Genomic DNA, 17,469 nt, shown 5'->3' on the forward strand with positions numbered 1-17,469 from the left:
GATAAAGGGGAACAACAATGACAACACACAAATCAGGCTTCGTTGCGATCGTCGGGCGGCCAAATGTTGGGAAATCAACACTACTAAATCGAGTCGTAGGACAAAAAATCGCGATCATGAGTGACAAAGCGCAAACGACCCGTAACAAAATCCAAGGGGTCTACACGACGGATGACGCACAGCTGATCTTTATCGATACACCAGGGATCCACAAACCCAAACACCGTTTAGGCGATTTTATGGTTGAAACCGCCTATAGTGCACTGCGAGAAGTTGACGTGACGCTATTTATGATCAGTGCGGACCAAAAGCGTGGGAAGGGCGATGATTTTATTATCGAACGATTGCGCCAAAGTCAGACACCGGTTTTCCTCGTGATCAATAAAATTGATAAAGTCCATCCAGATGCCTTATTGGCAATTATTGAAGACTACTCCTCACAAATGGACTTTGCTGAGATCGTACCGATTTCCGCAACAGAAGGCAATAATTTCGAAACGTTAATGAAGCTACTGATCGATGAAATGCCAGAAGGGCCTCAGTACTTCCCAGAGGATCAAATCACGGATCATCCAGAATACTTTATCGTTTCCGAATTGGTGCGGGAAAAAGTCTTGCTACTGACCAGAGATGAAGTACCTCACTCAGTAGCGGTCGTGGTTGACTCCATGAAACGAGACCACAATGACAAGGTGCATATTCAAGCGACGATCATTGTCGAACGTGACAGTCAAAAAGGCATTATCATCGGCAAAGGCGGAAAAATGCTGAAACAGATCGGTACGAAAGCTCGTTTAGACATTGAACACTTGTTAGATGACAAAGTCTTCTTGGAATTATGGGTAAAAGTTCAAAAAGATTGGCGCGACAAGCAAACATTCTTAACAGATTATGGCTATCGCAAAGATGAGTATTGATGACATGCAGATCAAACATGATCTGTTTTAATGAAGAAAAACTGATGCAGTTAGCGAACTGGATCAGTTTTTTTTAAAGAAATGGGGTGCGACGATGAATCTTGTTGAAACAAAAGGAATCTTACTTTTTTCAAAAGACCATAAAGAAAAAGACAAGCTAGTCAAAATCTTTACGGAATCTGCTGGGAAGCAAATGTTTTATGTCAAGGGTGCCCATCGGAAAAACAACCCCTTGGCACCAGCACTGCTCTCCTATACTGAAGCCACCTACATGGGAACCATCAAAACGGAAGGCTTGTCCTTTTTAAACAATGCCAAAGACATCCATCCTTTTCGTACGATCCAAAGTGATATTTTTATTGCTGGTTATGCAACCTACTTATTGAATTTGGCTGATTCTGCTATTGATGATCGGGTCTATGACCCACATCTATACCAATTTTTACATGAGGCCTTGCAATTAATGGACCAAGAAAACGACGCAGAGATCATCACCAATATTTTTGAGATCCAGATTTTGCACCGTTTCGGGATCACCCCGAATTGGACCCATTGTGCGATCTGCGGAAAAACCGACGGTCGGTTTGACTATTCCTCAAAATATAGCGGTATTTTATGTGAACAGCACTGGGGGATGGACGAACGTCGTTATCATGCTGATTCTCGGGCGATCCATTTTATTCGCTTATTTTCGCAAATATCCTACGAGCAGATTGCTTCAATCAAATTAAAGCCAGAAACGAAAGCCGCGATCCGACGAGTGATTGATTTATTATATGATGAATATGTGGGCATTTATCTAAAAAGTAAGAAGTTTATCGATCAGATGGGGCAATGGCAAGACGTCTTAAAACCGAAAAATCAATGATAGAGTTGGCGAAACTTTAATGGAGTTAAGCCGACTCTTTTTTTGAATAATGCTGTAAAGTGACTTGCATCTTGAAACCCCACTGCGAAGGCAGCTTGTTGAATGGGCAGATCTGGCTGTGCCACCAAAAGCTCTTTGGCTCGGGTCATGCGGTAGTTCAATAAATATTGTGCAGTAGATTGCCCCAAAAAACGTTGGAACAAACGTGAGAGATACTGTGGTGACACATAGACGAGCCCTGCTAGTTCTTTGATCGTGATCGCCTGATCGTAATTCGTTTCGATTTCTTGTATAACGGGAACCAGATATTGTTGGAACAGCGGGTGTTTTTCTGTTGGATTCCCTGAGCGTTCTTGCATGATCGCCAATAAAAAGTGGTAACATTCGCTAGAAGCCCGTAGCGGGTCCCAACTGATTTGTTGGTCTTCTTTGATCCGTTGATTGATCCAGGTGACATAAGAAAAGGTTTCTGACTCTTCAGCTAATATATAGGGCTGATTCGTGTACTGCTTTAACACCTCAGCTGCCAAAGGGCCTTGGAATGTGGCGAAGGATGTTTTCCAGTCAGTCAATGGATAATAGCGATGGGGCGTAAAAGGAAAAATCAAAATGCCTTCATTTGGACGTAAGATAAACGATTCCTGACCAAATGTGATTCGGCCTTCCCCTTGCTCGGTTTGCAGCCAATGGAAGTAGGGATAGCCATCAGGACGAGCGACGTCATCTTGCGTCCAATCGTTGCCGATGCTTTCCAGAGATAAAGGCAGCTGCTGATTGGTTTGATAAAAGTAGATAGGCATAGTGTACCTCCATGTTTCGAAAAGTTATAAAATAGTGTTTCATGTATTATACTACAACAGAATGAAAAGCCTTACAATAAGAGAGTAGAAATCATTTTATTTTAAAGGAGCGTTCACTTACATGACAAAATTTTTTGATAGAATTCTATTTGGCGGCGATTATAATCCAAATCAGTGGCCGAAAGAGATTTGGGAAGAAGACATTCGGATCTTTAAAAAAGCAAGTATCAATAGCGCGACCGTCAATGTTTTTTCATGGGCAAAGATCCAACCCTCTGAAAATTATTATGATTTTGAGGAATTGGATCAAATCATCGAAAAATTAAGTACGGAAGGTTTCGACATCGTCTTAGCCACTTCCACAGCTGCTTTGCCAGCTTGGATGTTTAAGAAGTATCCAGAAGTCGCTCGCACCGATTATGATGGACGCCATCATAAGTTTGGGCAACGGCACAATGCCTGTCCCAACAGTTTGGTTTATCAAAAATACGCAGAACGCTTGGCAACGAAATTAGCCGAACGTTACGGCGAAAATCCACAAGTGACTTGTTGGCACATCAATAATGAATACGGCGGCGAATGTTATTGCGACAACTGTGAAAAAGCGTTTCGTGTCTGGTTAAAGGATAAATATCATACGATCGAAGCACTGAATAAAGCCTGGAATATGGAATTTTGGGGTCATACCGTGTATGAATGGGATGAAATCGTGCTGCCAAATGCGCTGTCAGAAGGAATCGGCTATGACAAGACGGCATTTGCAGGAATTTCTATTGACTACCGGCGGTTCAACTCGGATAGTCTTTTAAAAAACTACATGATGGAGCGGGACGCTATTCGGAAAATCGATCCCACAACACCGATTACAACGAATTTGATGGGAACCTTTAAAGGACTGGATTATTTCAAGTGGGCAAAGGAAATGGACCTTGTTTCGTGGGATAATTATCCATCGTACAATACGCCATGGAGCTTAGTAGCCATGACCCATGATTTGATGCGCGGGTTAAAACAGCAACCCTTTATGCTGATGGAACAAACACCTTCCCAACAAAACTGGCAGCCTTATAATTCATTAAAAAAACCAGGACAGATGCGGGCGCAAAGCTATCAAACGATTGCTCATGGGGCAGATACGATCCAATACTTCCAATTGCGACGTTCCATTGGTGCTTGTGAGAAATTCCATGGTGCGGTCATCGAACATGTCGGTCATGAAGACACGCGGGTTTTCCGAGAAACAGCAGCTCTTGGGGCTGAATTAGCGCAGCTTTCAGACATCATTGGCACGCAAACCCAAGCACAGGTTGCTGTGATTTTCGATTGGGACAATTATTGGGCTTTAGAATATACGAGTGGTCCAACCGTTGATCTGAAATATGTGGAACAGATCCATCGTTACTATCGCTATTTTTACGAACAAAATATTGCGGTCGATTTGGTTCCCGTGGATGCTGACTTATCAAAATACAAGCTAGTCGCAGCTCCGGTTCTGTACATGATCAAAGAAGGGATGCAAGAGCGGCTAACTGATTTCGTTAAGCAAGGTGGTGCTTTACTTACAACGTATATGAGTGGCATCGTTGATCAATCAGACAATGTTCACTTAGGCGGTTACCCTGGCCCCTTGCGGGAGTTAGCTGGCATCTGGGTGGAAGAAATCGATGCATTAGCGCCAGAACAATCAAACGGGGTTTCGTTAGTTAATGAAGAACTTACAGGAACAAGTAATTTAGTCAGCGATTTGATCCATTTAGAAAACGCCGAAGCGCTAGCGCATTACACGAGCAATTTCTATGCAGGAATGCCGGCAGTGACCAAAAATACATTTGGCGATGGAACCGTCTATTACTTTGGTGGACAGTTGGAAGATCAGCTGCAAGATCAGCTTTTCAAAACGATCGTCAAAGAGACCGATATTACCCCAGTGATCGAGGAGGCAACAAAACTAGAAATTGCCTGTCGTGAAAATGAAGAGGCGAAATTTTTCGTCATCATCAATTTCCACGAAGAAGCACAACCGCTGCCAGAAATGTTTGTTGGAAAAACGGATCTTCTGACGGGTAAGGTTCTTTCTTCAGAAATGATGCTGACGCAATACACCACCTATATCGTCAAAGAGGGGCGTAACTGATGCGAACTTTTGCTATTGAAGATGACTTTTATCTAGACAACAAGCCTTTTAAAGTGATCTCTGGAGCGATCCATTATTTTCGTGTCGTTCCTGAATATTGGCAAGATCGCTTAGAGAAACTACGCTTGATGGGCTGTAATACCGTCGAAACCTATGTTCCTTGGAATCTTCATGAAGCACAGGAAGGTGTCTATCAATTTGATGGGATCCTTGATTTGCGGCGATTTATCCAAACGGCACAAGAAGTAGGGCTTTACGTCATTTTGCGACCAGCACCTTATATTTGTGCGGAGTGGGAATTTGGGGGACTGCCTTATTGGCTATTGCAAGACCCTATGATGAAGCTTCGGTTTGATTATCCCCCATTTATGGAAAAAATCACTCGTTATTTCGCCCATTTGTTTCCACAAGTGCGGGATCTGCAGATCACCCAAGGCGGTCCGATTATAATGATGCAAGTAGAAAATGAATACGGCAGCTATGCCAATGATAAAGAGTATTTGCGGAAAATGGTGGCTGCGATGCGGCAGCATGGTGTAGAAACGCCGTTAGTGACCTCTGACGGACCTTGGCACGATATGCTAGAAAACGGCAGTATCAAAGACTTGGCATTGCCTACGATCAACTGCGGCTCCAACATCAAGGAAAATTTTGAAAAACTTCGAAAATTTCACGGAGAAAAACGGCCACTGATGGTCATGGAATTTTGGATCGGCTGGTTTGATGCCTGGGGTGACGACCAGCACCATACGACCTCAACACAAGATGCAGTAAAGGAATTGCAGGATTGTTTAGCATTAGGTTCTGTCAATATCTATATGTTTCATGGCGGGACCAACTTTGGCTTTATGAACGGGTCAAATTATTATGAACGCTTAGCGCCGGATGTCACTAGCTATGATTACGATGCCTTGTTGACAGAATGGGGAGAACCTACTGCCAAATACCAAGCCTTCAAAAAGGTGATCGCTGACTATGCGGAAATTCCTGAGTTTCCCTTGAGTATGGAAATTGAGCGAAAAGCTTATGGAACATTCTCAGTGAAAGAACGAGTCTCCTTGTTTTCGACGATCGACACGATCAGTCAACCGATTATAAGTAATTACCCGTTATCGATGGAAGCCTGCAATCAAGCGACAGGTTATATCTATTATCGCTCACTGATTGGGCCTGCTCGGAAGATTGCCGACTACCGTCTGATCAATACGATGGATCGTGCCCATACGTTTATCAACCAGGAACTTTTGCGCATCGATTACGATCAAGAAATCGGTCAAACCTACAGTTTCGATTTATCAGAATCAGAAAACGAGTTGGGGATCTTAGTGGAGAATATGGGGCGGGTCAATTATTCCGTAAAAATGAACCATCAGCACAAAGGCATCAAAGACGGTGTGATCATCAATGGTGCCTTCCAAAGCAACTGGGAAATCTATCCCTTACCGATGGATAATTTGCATGCCATTGATTTCCAAGGAAAATGGCAAAAAGGACAACCAAGTTTCTCACGCTTTGAATGTGCTTTTGATGAATGTGCAGATACTTTTATCGAATTGCCAGGCTGGGGTAAAGGGTTTGTCCAAGTCAATGGTCATACGATCGGCCGTTTTTGGGAAAAAGGACCGCAGCAGCGCTTGTACGTCCCAGCACCGTTTTTAAAAATCGGAATGAATGAGATCATCGTTTTTGAAAGTGATGGGAAAATCGCTGATGAGATCGTCTTTCATGATCAGGCGGATTTAGGTCCAGAAGCATAAAAGTTCAAATTAATCATTGACAAACCCTAGCTTCAACTACTATCATAAGGGTAATCGAATCCGTGCTATGATCGGAAGAAAGAAAGAAGACCATTCCATGAAGCGAACTTGGGAGAGTGAAAGCCAAGTTGGAACCTTATTTCGCAGGCGTCCGTGAGCATGATCAATGAAGCTGCCGACTTGTCGGAAGTAGGGTGGAACCGCGAATTTATCGTCCCTATATCTATACACTTTGTATAGATATAGGGACTTTTTTATGTTTCACACCAAGAATAGACAAAAACAAAGGAGGGTTTTTATGTTATTTGATATGACGATTCCAGCAAGTGCGTTTACCGAAAAAAAGCTCAAAGTATTAGCAAGTATTCCACTGCAAGTTCGCCTTTTAAAGGATGAACAGCTTTTACATGAATTTACAACGAGTCCAGACCAAATGCTTTACGACTTATCGGATGTTTTAGAAGCAGATGTCGTGGTCGAAGTGAAATTGATCCCTGGATCAGTTGTCGAATTTTATCCTGTCGTCAATGCGTTATAAGAAAGGAAGAAAAAGATGAGTAAACTAACTGTGCAAGAGATGATTTTGACCCTGCAAAAATTCTGGTCCGAAAACGGCTGTATGCTGATGCAGGCCTATGATACAGAAAAAGGGGCTGGAACCATGAGCCCATACACATTTTTACGTGCAATCGGTCCAGAACCATGGAACGCCGCTTACGTAGAACCTTCTCGCCGTCCAGCTGATGGCCGCTACGGGGAAAACCCAAATCGTTTGTATCAGCACCACCAGTTCCAAGTCGTGATGAAGCCTTCTCCTGAAAATATCCAAGAGCTTTATTTAGAAAGCCTGCGTCTTTTAGGGATCGATCCATTAGAACATGATATTCGTTTTGTCGAAGATAACTGGGAAAATCCTTCGATGGGTTGTGCAGGTCTTGGTTGGGAAGTGTGGTTAGACGGGATGGAGATCACTCAGTTTACTTACTTCCAACAAGTCGGCGGCTTAGCATGTAAGCCAGTGACATCAGAGATCACTTACGGCTTAGAACGTCTAGCATCTTATATTCAAGAAGTTGAAAGTGTCTACGATCTTGAATGGTCTGCAGGTGTCAAATATGGTGAGATTTTCCGCCAACCTGAGTATGAACATTCAAAATATTCCTTTGAAGTCAGTGACCAAGACTTGCTTTTAGGGAACTTCGATCGTTTTGAAAAAGAAGCAAAACGCTGTATCGATGAACGCTTAGTTCATCCAGCTTACGACTATATCTTAAAATGCAGCCATACCTTCAATTTGTTGGATGCACGTGGTGCAGTCTCCGTCACTGAACGTGCTGGGTACCTTGCACGTATCCGTAACATGGCACGTCAAGTAGCAAAACTATTTGTAGCAGAACGGGAAAACCTCGGTTATCCATTGCTTGATCCAGAAGTGGCGCAAAAACTGATTGAGGAGGGAAAATAAGATGGCACAAAACCTATTATTAGAAATCGGCTTAGAGGAATTACCTGCGCATGTCGTAACCCCAAGTATGAAACAATTACAAGAAAAAACGGCAGCTTTCTTAGATGCTCATGCGTTGCCTTATACAACGATCGAAGCCTATTCCACACCTCGCCGCTTGGCTGTCTATGTCACCGGTATTCCTGAAAAACAAGCGGATACGCAAGAAGAGGTCAAAGGACCAGCGAAAAAAATCGCGTTAGATGATGCAGGCAATTGGTCGAAAGCAGCTCAAGGGTTTGTTCGTGGACAAGGATTGACAACCGATGACATCACCTTCCGTGAATTAAAAGGTGTTGAGTATGTCTATGTAACGAAACATACCCAAGGTCAACCAACCGTTGAGGTATTGAAAGGATTGCAGGAAGTAATCACGAGTTTGACGTTCCCAGTAACGATGCACTGGGCAGACTACGATTTTGAATATATCCGACCAATTCATTGGATCGTAGCACTCTTTGGTGAGCAAGTCATTCCTTTCCAAATCCTTGATATTGTTACCGGTCGCGAGTCAAAAGGTCATCGTTTCTTAGGTGAGGCAGTCACGTTTGATCATGCGGACGACTATTTGGAAAAAATGAAGCATCAATTTGTCATCGCTGATCCAAGCGAACGTCAACAAATGATCACCGCACAAATCAATGCGATCGCTCAAGAAAACAACTGGCGGATCGATTTAGATGAAGACTTACTAGAAGAAGTGACAAATCTAGTTGAATACCCAACAGCCTTTGTAGGGGACTTTGAAGAAAAATACCTTTCTGTCCCTGAAGAAGTATTAGTTACTTCTATGAAAGAACATCAACGCTACTTCGATGTCCGCACCCTTGACGGAGAATTGCTGCCGCACTTCATCTCTGCCCGCAACGGGGATGCTGTGAAGATCGATAATGTCATCAAAGGAAACCAAAAAGTCCTGACCGCTCGTCTAGAAGATGCTGAGTTTTTCTACAATGAAGACAAAAAGCTGACCATTGACCATTGCGTGGAAAAACTTAAGCAAGTCACCTTCCACGAAAAAATCGGCAGCTTATATGAAAAAATGCAACGTGTCGGACTAGCAGCGCAAATCATCGGGAAGACCGTTGGTTTAACACAAGAAGAACTGACCGACCTTCAACGGGCAGCTCAAATCTATAAATTTGATTTAGTGACCAATATGGTAGGGGAATTCCCTGAGTTGCAAGGGATCATGGGGGAAAAATATGCCCTGATCCAAGGAGAGAAACCAGCAGTTGCCCAAGCGATTCGTGAACACTACATGCCGATCTCAGCAGAAGGCGAGCTGCCACAATCAAAAATCGGGGCTGTTTTAGCGATTGCGGATAAATTAGACAGCTTACTTGCTTTCTTCGCTGTTGATATGGTTCCAAGCGGTTCAAACGATCCTTATGCTTTACGCCGTCAAACCTACGGGATTATCCGCATCTTAGCTGAAAAGCGCTGGTACTTCCCATTTGCTCAGTTGCAAGAAGAAATTCGTGAAGCCATTAATGCTCAACCAGAAGTTTTTGGGATTCAACTTGCCGCTGGTCAAGAACAAGTGACCGATTTTGTGAAAGGTCGTCTGCGTCAATTCTTACTCAGCAAAAATACGCGTCATGATGTCATCGAAGCTGTCTTAGGCGCACGTCAAGCAGACATCAGTACGTTGTTTGAAACGGCTCAAATGTTAAGAGAACATCTGCAAGACACCGACTTCAAACCATCGATGGAAGCTTTGACACGGGTGATCAATTTAGCGAAAAAAGCCGAATTGGATCAAGCAGCAATTGATCCTGCCTTGTTTGAAAACGACTCTGAAACTGCCTTGTATGAAGCGGTCTTAACAGTAGAGGACAAGTTCCCACATCAAACGATGGAAGAAAACTACCAAAGCTTAGTGGCACTGCGCCCATTGATCGAAGCTTATTTTGATCAAACAATGGTCATGGTGGAAGATGAACAGATTCGCCGCAACCGTTTTGCCTTGTTGGATAAAATCGCGAAGATGAGTCTGGCAGTGGCTAGTTTAGATGCTTTGATTACGAAATAAAAGAAGCTTGCAGTTGCACGTTTCTAAATAAAAAAAGCTGGAACTGAAAGAATCAGTTCTGGCTTTTTTCTATGTTTCTCGATTTACTTGTGTTCAGTCCCAAGAAAACCGTCCTTTTCGTACAATGAAAGGACGGTTTTTGGTGTTAAATTTTATAGCCGATCCCCCAAACGGTTTTGATATAAGAGGACTTCTTGTGGGTATCGTGCATTTTTTCCCGAAGGTTTCGAACGTGGACCATGATGGTATTATTGGAAGACGTGTAATATTTTTCGCCCAAACCTCTTGAAACATTTCCTCAGAGCTTACCACTTGGCCTTTTCGCTCCATCAATAATTTTAAAATGGAAAATTCGATCGGCGTCAGGGAAAGTTCTTCTTCTTGCAAGAAACATTTTCGCTTATTGACATCTAATTCCAACTCCCTCACGATCAATTTGTTTTGATCTGAGCCGTTGTATTGAGTCGAGCGGCGTATCTGAGCTTTCACCCGAGCGATCACTTCCAACGGACGAAAGGGCTTGGTGATGTAATCATCGGCACCAATTGTCAAACCAGTGATCTTATCGATCTCCTCGGATTTAGCTGTCAACATAATAATTGGGTAATGATGCTTTTTGCGGATGATTTTACACAGGTCAAAGCCAGTGATATCTGGCAGCATGACATCAAGAATCGCCAAAGAAAAGCTGTTTTGCTCGATCTGTACCTGAGCTTCATTCCCATCTGCACAAGTGATGACAGAAAAATTTTCGTTTCGTAAATAAAAGGCAATCAAATCTGAAATTTCTTTTTCATCTTCAACTAAAAGTATCTTTTCCACTCGTATTGACCTTCCTTTTCAGTTAACTGACTTTCTAGTTTTTTCATGTTGATTTGTCGCTAAAGGCAATGTGACGATCATTTGAATCTCATTGTTCTTGCTAGCAGCTCGGATCGTTCCTTGATGCGCCAAAATAATTTCTTTGGCGATCGCCAATCCGAGACCTGCTCCACCTGTCTTGGTTGAACGAGCTTGATCCAGACGATAAAATTTTTCAAATAATGCCTCCAATTGTTCTTGTTCGATCGGCTCACTTTGATTCGCTAGGATAAAAATTGCTGCTTGTTCGTCTACGGTTAGCTGCATTGTGATCGTGGTTTGATCAGGCGCATAGGCAATGGCATTTTTTAACAGATTGTTTAACACTCGCGCCAACTGTTCACTATCGGCTTTTAATTTCAAGCTCTCTGGTCCAGAGTAGCAGATGGTTTGTTCTTTTTCTTTCAGAAGCGGATAGAATTCTTCTTGGATTTGCTTCAGTAAGAAGACGAAATCAAGTTCCCGTTGATACAATTGGATGTCTTGCAGATTAAAACGGGTGATGTCGAAAAATTCATTCATCAGCGTTTCCAAACGCTCAGACTTTTCTAAAGCAATCGTCAAGGATTGCGTCATTTGTTCATTGGTCAAGTTTTTCGTATCCAACAATAGATTGAGATAGCCGATCACTGAAGCCAAGGGAGTCTTCAAGTCATGCGCCAAATAGGTGATCAAGTCCTTGGTGCGCTGTGTTTCTTCCTTTAAAAGAGCCTCATTGCGGTTCATCGAATCTTTTATTTTTAATAATTCATGATCGATCGCTAGGCTGCCCGTCGAACTTGCTTCCGATTGAGAGAAAAAGAGCTGAATTCCTTCGGCGATCCTTGCAATTTTTTTCCTTGAAACATAACGATAGATAAAATAGCAAATCAAGGTAACGGCAAAAACGAGAAAGAGGGAGAATGCCAAGAACAATTGTTTAACAGGGCGCCAGTCGACAAATGTACCAAGGATCATCCCGCCTTGGCCATCACTTGATTCCACAACTTCCTGTAAAACGAGGTTTGAAAAAAAATTATCCAGCACCATTTGAATGAGTCTCGTTTCCTTTAATAGCCATAAGGCTCCTACCAATAAGAAGAAGCCAACCAGAAAAAAGACAAATGAAGAATATTTACTACGCATGAAACAGTCCTTTCTAACTCGTTCTTGATTCTTTCTTGATTATAGCAAAGAGGAGTAGGAGCGAATAGCTAATTCTTCTTAAGAATTCTTCATATTAATAAAAAAAGAACGGAAAAATTTTATTTTCTTAAGAAATCTTCAGCAGATATTAAGAGAAACGTTCAAAACGGAAATTGATTCAATGGTTAAATAAAGGTGGTCATTCGATTAACCAATCAGGAAGGTGAGATGTTTGAGAAAGCATATGAACAAATCAAAAAAGAGTTTCATGATCATCAGTAGTTTACTGATCATCGGCAGTTTAGGCTGGACGAGTGCCTGGGGGGTTGCTCGTCGTGAAGAACCTTCCATCACTCAAATAACTTTGCAAGATCTGCAACCGAGAGCAGATTTTTACTTAGTAGGAGTCGTTGAACCAGCAAGAACGGTTGAAGTCAAGGTGGATAGCTCAAGAGGATCAGTTGTTGAGAAAAAAGTAGAGGCAGGGGATCAAGTCAAAGCAGGGCAAGCTCTTTTTGTTTACTCTAACCCTGAGGTAGCTTTGGCCATTAAAGAAGCAGAACAGGCGACGGCAAATCGCTCGAGAGCTGTGGAACAAGCAAGACGGCAAACGAATCAAAAATGGGAACAATACAATAAGGTAACGAATCAGCTGGAGGAGACGAAACAAAAAATTGCCAGTGCGGAAGAAGAGGACAAAGAAGGGCTGGAAGATCGTAAAACCGATTTGGAAATGCAGCAAAGTCAATTACTGCTAGAAGCGCAAAACTTGGAAAGCAGCATTGGCGATGCCGAATTAGAGCTGGAACGGGCAGAATTAGAACTACGTTCAGTCAAAGAGCAACATGGCTCAGACGTCGTGGAAGCCGAAATTGATGGAATCGTTAAAGACGTGGACGAGCGACAAATGAATCGAAGCGCAAGTGAAGCGGCCCCAGAGAATCCTTTTATGACGATCGTTGATACCAGTCGGATCTTTTTAAAAGGGACTGTGGATGAATTTCGCCGCAATCAACTTGAGCCTGGTCAAAAGGTTGAACTTAGAGACCGTAATGGCGGCAGTCAGCGATGGACTGGAAAGATCACCCGAGTTGGGGATATGAAAGAGCCTTCGGTAGTGGTTGAAGAACAAGGCTCAAACCCCAATTTGTCGCAATTTAGTTTTGAGGTCGTTTTGGATGAAAGTGAAGAGCCACCTAGTATTGGCATCCATTGTTTTGTAGAACGCATTGAGGAAGAGCAAACCGCGATCAAGCTGCCCAAATCTTTCGTGTTTTATGAAGAAGATAGGCCCTTCATCTACGTCGTTGAGGACCATAAAATCAGTAAACTATCCGTGGAAATCATGGAAGATGAAACGGATGAAGCCATGTATCTGTTAGAAAGTGAACTGGATATGCAAGTGGTGCTCGTCTTCCCAACAGTTCGGATCCAAGAAGGAATGGATGTGAAACCAAATGATCCAACTGATTGATGTCTGCAAAACGTTCCCACAGGGCACTAGCGAAATTCACGTTTTGAAAAAAATCAACTTAACAATCAATGCTGGCGAGTTTGTTTCCATCATGGGCCGATCAGGATCAGGCAAGTCGACCTTGATGAATATTATTGGCTGTTTAGACACGCCAACAACGGGCAGCTATCTACTTGATGGTAAAAATACCAGTCAAATGAGTGAAGATGAACTGTCCGAGATCCGCAATCAAAAAATCGGCTTCGTGTTTCAAAATTTTGAACTGTTGCCCAAACTATCCGTTTTACAAAATGCTGCCTTACCGCTCTTGTATGCTGGTGTCAATCAGGAAGAACGAACGACTCGAGCAATTCACGCCTTAGAAAGTGTCGGATTGAGGGATCGGATCGATTTTAGGATCAATCAGTTGTCAGGGGGGCAAAAACAACGAGTAGCGATCGCTCGGGCATTAGCAGGAGAAGCAAATGTGATTTTAGCAGATGAGCCGACAGGTTCTTTAGATACCGCTAATAGTCATGAGATCATGGCGTTATTTACTAAGCTGAACCATCATGGAAAAACAGTGGTTTTGATTACCCACGAACAAGAAGTCGCGGACTATGCAAAGCGGCAAATCGTCATTAAAGATGGTGAAGTTGTTGAGGAGGGCACAAGATGACCGAAAATATTCGCTTAGCCATTCACGCAATCTACCAGCATCGTTTGCGTTCCTTGTTGACGATGCTAGGAATCATTGTCGGGATTGCCTCGATCATTTCCATTGTGAGTATCATCAACGGAAATACTGAGAACATGAAAAAGCAGCTGATTGGTGGTGATACTAACTCGATGCGGATTGAATATGACGCCAGAAGTGCTTTTTTAGCGGGCGAAAGCGGCAGAAATGATCGTTTGCCTGATTATGCCCCGCAACTATCAGAAGGAGAGCTGCAAAAGTTGCTGACCATTGATCACGCCAAGAACGTTAGCTTGTTCTATGAAGCCAATCTGACAGTTTTCCAAAGAGACCAGCAAACCGATACGACAGTGCTAGGCATGGATGGCGGGTTCTTTGAAATTTTGCCCCATACGATCCTTGCTGGCAGAGCAATGACTGAAACCGAATTGCAGACACAAAAGCAAGTTGCGGTGATTACGAAAGATTTGGCGGAAATTTTTTTCTCGTATCGTGATCCTATCAATCAACTGATCGAAATCAATGGGACGCCCTTTCGCATCGTTGGCGTAGCTGTTTCTGACACGGAGCAACTGTCAGGGAAATATGTCTTCATCCCTCGAGGCAGCCAAAGTTTCGTCGAAGGAAAGCTCAACCAAAGGCCAACAGTGCTGTTTCAGGCAACGAATGCGGACGTCTTAGAATCAGCAGTCGTTCAAGCCAGCCATGAATTGACCAAGAGTATTCCGCCTTCAGATTTTGTTTTTTCCATCCGCAACTATGATGAAGTGCAGAAAATGACCGATGATATCAATCGATCGAATATGATTTTACTGGGGGGAATTGCTAGCATTTCCTTACTCGTCGGTGGGATCGGTGTAATGAATACGATGCTGGTCAGTGTGACAGAGCGTACCAGAGAGATCGGTTTGAAGAAAGCATTGGGTGCCAAACGTAAAGTGATTTTGCAGCAATTTTTGACAGAAGCAATCGTTTTATCGGTGATCGGGGGGCTGATTGGCATCATCGTCGGTCTGTTGATCAGTCTGATCGCTTTGAGTCTGTTAGAGTATCCGATGACGATCTCATTGTTATCCATTTTGATCAGTGTGTCATTTTCAATGCTGATCGGTACTATTTTTGGTTACTTACCCGCTTATAAAGCGTCGAAATTAAAACCGATCGAAGCATTACGCTATGAATAAAAGGGAGGTGTTTTTTATGAAAAAAAGTCAAACAGCGATTATCTTGTTTGTGGCATTACTTAGTGGTTGTGGTGTTGCTGCGAATGACCCACAGACAAACAACGACAACGTACCCATCAACAATCAAATCAATACGGCGCAAACGCAAACACAATCGAGTCAAAGTGGAGACGAGACGCAAAATAATCACGATCAAACCGATCAGACAAAAGCGCAACAAGTGACTCAGACTGATGCAGAGCGAGCGAATGAGGAATTGGCACAAGCAGATGAAACGGGCACACTCATTCTTATTGATGGTGATCGTTTTGAGATGGAATTGACGAACATTTCTCAAGGAACAGGGGAAGACGGCGAAGTCTTTGATATGGCGATCGCATCTGAGGAAAGATTATCCTTTACGATTACTAGCGAGACTGAGATAAAAGTAATTCTATATGATGCACAATCGCATAATTCTCGAATCGTGGAGGGCTCACGTGCGGATCTGCAGCTTGAACGATCGGTAAGTCTTTATGGGCAGCGAGTAGGTGACACCTTTATTGCCACGAAAGTCCTCGTCTTACAAATCAATTAATCGTTATGCTTAAAAGACAACGAAAACAATATTCGCCTGACAGATCACAAGATGATTTGTCAGGCGAGTGTTTATTTTCGGGTCAATTTTACCACTACTTCGCAGCGGGCGGTTTGTGGAAACATATCTACTGATTGCAGATATTCTACGTGAAACACTTTGGCTAATTGGACCAAGTCTCTTGCTAAAGTAGAAACATTACAAGATATATAGACCATCTTTTTCGGTGGTTGTTTCAGCAAAGCTTGCAATAATCGTTCATCCAAGCCTGTCCTTGGTGGATCAACAATGATGCTATCAGGTTTGAAGCCTTCATTGAACCATTTTGGTAAGAGCTCCTCAGCAGTCCCCGTTTCATAATGGGTATTTTGGGCACCAATGCGGCGTGCATTTTCTTGGGCATTTTCAATTGCTTGAGGAATAATGTCCATGCCGCGGACTTCTTTGGCATATGGAGCCACGCTCAACCCAATCGTTCCCACACCGCAATAGGCATCAACGACTGTTTCATTTTTGCTCAAGTCAAGGGCTTTTAACCCTTCTTGATACAAGATGCTGGTTTGCTGTGGATTAAGCTGGAAGAATGCGCGGGCGGACAAGTCGAAGGTCAGTTCATTCAACCGTTCTTCGATCGCTTCTTTGCCCCAAAGATGAATCGTTTCCTCTCCCATGACGACGGACGTTTTTTTGTTTTGCACATTTTGCATGATGGAAACGACTTGCGGCAAGCGCTGATTGATCTCGCGAATCAGCGCATTTTTTTGCGGCAGTTTGACAGAGTTGGTAATGAACACGACTTGAACTTCGCCAGTCGCGATCCCGATACGAACCATCAATGTCCGTAGAATCCCGCTGTTCTTGCGTTCATCGTAAATCGGGATCTGGTATTTATTCAACAATTGGACGATGCCGTTGATCACTTTTTGCGTATCTTGTTCTTGTACGAGGCAATCATCAATGGCGACTAAGCGATGAGACTCCATTTCGTATAAACCCGCTTCGATTCGTTTGGTTTGACTGTTGTAACGCAATTGAAATTGTGCTTTGTTGCGGTAATGCCAAGGAACATCCATGCCTAAAGTATCCCTTAGTTCAAACTGTTGGTAGCCTTTTGGCTTAAATTTTTCAAGTGCTTGTTTCAATAGGTCTTTTTTGAAGTCTAATTGTTTGTCGTAGACTAAGTGCTGCAATTGGCAGCCGCCGCACCGGTCGTAAAACTTGCAGGGTGGTTGGATGCGATCGCTGCTTGGCTTGATGATTTTGGTCATCTTAGCTTCAGCAAAGCGGGGAGATGCTTTGGTGACTTCGGCAATGACCTGTTCCCCCGGTAGAACACGGGGAACAAAGATGATCAGCTTTTTGTAATACCCGATGCCTTCTCCGTTGATCCCCAAGCGTTTGATCGTTAGTTGTAGTTTTTGTCCAAGCTGGACTTGTGTATTTGCCATGTGAACTCCTTAAATAAAATAGTCAGTTCATTTTACCACATTTTTTCAGCTTGATTAGAAGGAATTTCATCGTAGTTGTGGTAAAATAGAATGTACGTTCGCGAGGTGA

14 protein-coding genes and 1 pseudogene are annotated in these 17,469 nt (G+C 43.1%); 11 read left to right on the forward strand and 4 right to left on the reverse strand.

The genetic code is table 11. The features are described 5' to 3' along the window. Window positions 1-17: 17 nt before the first annotated feature. Together era and recO are read left to right on the forward strand one after the other, a co-directional pair. The gene (era, locus tag IGK14_RS06435) at window positions 18-917 is read left to right on the forward strand and encodes a GTPase Era (protein WP_005225846.1); all 900 of its coding nucleotides are present in this window, start codon (window positions 18-20) and stop codon (window positions 915-917) included. A gap of 94 nt (window positions 918-1,011) precedes the next feature. Beyond that, window positions 1,012-1,785 carry a DNA repair protein RecO gene (gene recO, locus IGK14_RS06440; protein ID WP_074535734.1) on the forward strand — a complete coding sequence of 258 codons (774 nt, stop codon included), beginning with the start codon at window positions 1,012-1,014 and terminating at the stop codon, window positions 1,783-1,785. Here the strand turns inward: recO and IGK14_RS06445 are convergent. After that, complete coding sequence (locus tag IGK14_RS06445; RefSeq protein WP_154694416.1) at window positions 1,779-2,585, reverse strand: AraC family transcriptional regulator; 807 nt, start codon at window positions 2,583-2,585, stop codon at window positions 1,779-1,781. The genes recO and IGK14_RS06445 overlap by 7 nt on opposite strands. A gap of 121 nt (window positions 2,586-2,706) precedes the next feature. Here IGK14_RS06445 and IGK14_RS06450 point away from each other — a divergent pair, with 121 nt between their 5' ends. From IGK14_RS06450 to glyS, 5 genes are all read left to right on the forward strand, one after another. Further along, a complete protein-coding gene (locus IGK14_RS06450; protein ID WP_154694417.1) occupies window positions 2,707-4,719 on the forward strand; it encodes a beta-galactosidase in 2,013 nt (670 codons plus the stop codon). After that, window positions 4,719-6,476 carry a glycoside hydrolase family 35 protein gene (locus IGK14_RS06455; protein WP_231473551.1) on the forward strand — a complete coding sequence of 586 codons (1,758 nt, stop codon included), beginning with the start codon at window positions 4,719-4,721 and terminating at the stop codon, window positions 6,474-6,476. Before IGK14_RS06450 ends, IGK14_RS06455 begins: the two co-directional genes overlap by 1 nt. Window positions 6,477-6,774: 298 nt before the next feature. Beyond that, window positions 6,775-7,014 (forward strand): hypothetical protein, encoded by a 240-nt coding sequence (locus IGK14_RS06460; RefSeq protein WP_015509542.1) that lies wholly within the window; start codon window positions 6,775-6,777, stop codon window positions 7,012-7,014. A gap of 15 nt (window positions 7,015-7,029) precedes the next feature. Next, window positions 7,030-7,941 carry a glycine--tRNA ligase subunit alpha gene (gene glyQ, locus IGK14_RS06465; protein WP_005225852.1) on the forward strand — a complete coding sequence of 304 codons (912 nt, stop codon included), beginning with the start codon at window positions 7,030-7,032 and terminating at the stop codon, window positions 7,939-7,941. A gap of 1 nt (window position 7,942) precedes the next feature. Continuing rightward, window positions 7,943-10,015 (forward strand): glycine--tRNA ligase subunit beta, encoded by a 2,073-nt coding sequence (gene glyS / locus IGK14_RS06470; RefSeq protein WP_034868511.1) that lies wholly within the window; start codon window positions 7,943-7,945, stop codon window positions 10,013-10,015. Between the two features lie 145 nt (window positions 10,016-10,160). Here glyS and IGK14_RS06475 read toward each other — a convergent pair. Beyond that, window positions 10,161-10,837: pseudogene (locus tag IGK14_RS06475) on the reverse strand (response regulator transcription factor). An 18-nt stretch (window positions 10,838-10,855) separates the two neighbouring features. Further along, a complete protein-coding gene (locus IGK14_RS06480; RefSeq protein WP_081117305.1) occupies window positions 10,856-12,001 on the reverse strand; it encodes a sensor histidine kinase in 1,146 nt (381 codons plus the stop codon). A gap of 244 nt (window positions 12,002-12,245) precedes the next feature. On the opposite strand from IGK14_RS06480, the gene IGK14_RS06485 reads away from it, so the two are divergent. Genes IGK14_RS06485 through IGK14_RS06500 form a run of 4 tightly spaced genes read left to right on the forward strand, consistent with a single transcriptional unit; the run spans window position 12,246 to window position 15,912 of the window. Beyond that, window positions 12,246-13,475, forward strand: coding sequence for an efflux RND transporter periplasmic adaptor subunit (locus IGK14_RS06485; RefSeq protein WP_438711895.1), 1,230 nt, complete (start codon window positions 12,246-12,248; stop codon window positions 13,473-13,475). Then, window positions 13,459-14,133 carry an ABC transporter ATP-binding protein gene (locus IGK14_RS06490; protein WP_081117303.1) on the forward strand — a complete coding sequence of 225 codons (675 nt, stop codon included), beginning with the start codon at window positions 13,459-13,461 and terminating at the stop codon, window positions 14,131-14,133. The genes IGK14_RS06485 and IGK14_RS06490 overlap by 17 nt, the downstream gene beginning before the upstream one ends. Then, window positions 14,130-15,335 carry an ABC transporter permease gene (locus IGK14_RS06495; protein ID WP_154694420.1) on the forward strand — a complete coding sequence of 402 codons (1,206 nt, stop codon included), beginning with the start codon at window positions 14,130-14,132 and terminating at the stop codon, window positions 15,333-15,335. The genes IGK14_RS06490 and IGK14_RS06495 overlap by 4 nt, the downstream gene beginning before the upstream one ends. Window positions 15,336-15,351: 16 nt before the next feature. Then, entirely contained in the window at window positions 15,352-15,912 is a 561-nt protein-coding gene (locus IGK14_RS06500; protein ID WP_179135488.1) for a hypothetical protein, read from the forward strand. Window positions 15,913-15,983: 71 nt separating this feature from the next. On the opposite strand, the gene rlmD is transcribed toward IGK14_RS06500, so the two are convergent. After that, window positions 15,984-17,360 carry a 23S rRNA (uracil(1939)-C(5))-methyltransferase RlmD gene (gene rlmD, locus IGK14_RS06505; RefSeq protein WP_081117300.1) on the reverse strand — a complete coding sequence of 459 codons (1,377 nt, stop codon included), beginning with the start codon at window positions 17,358-17,360 and terminating at the stop codon, window positions 15,984-15,986. Between the last annotated feature and the right edge of the window lie 109 nt (window positions 17,361-17,469).

Source organism: Enterococcus sp. DIV0970a (assembly GCF_051711265.1).
Taxonomy (GTDB): Bacteria; Bacillota; Bacilli; order Lactobacillales; family Enterococcaceae; genus Enterococcus_D; species Enterococcus_D casseliflavus.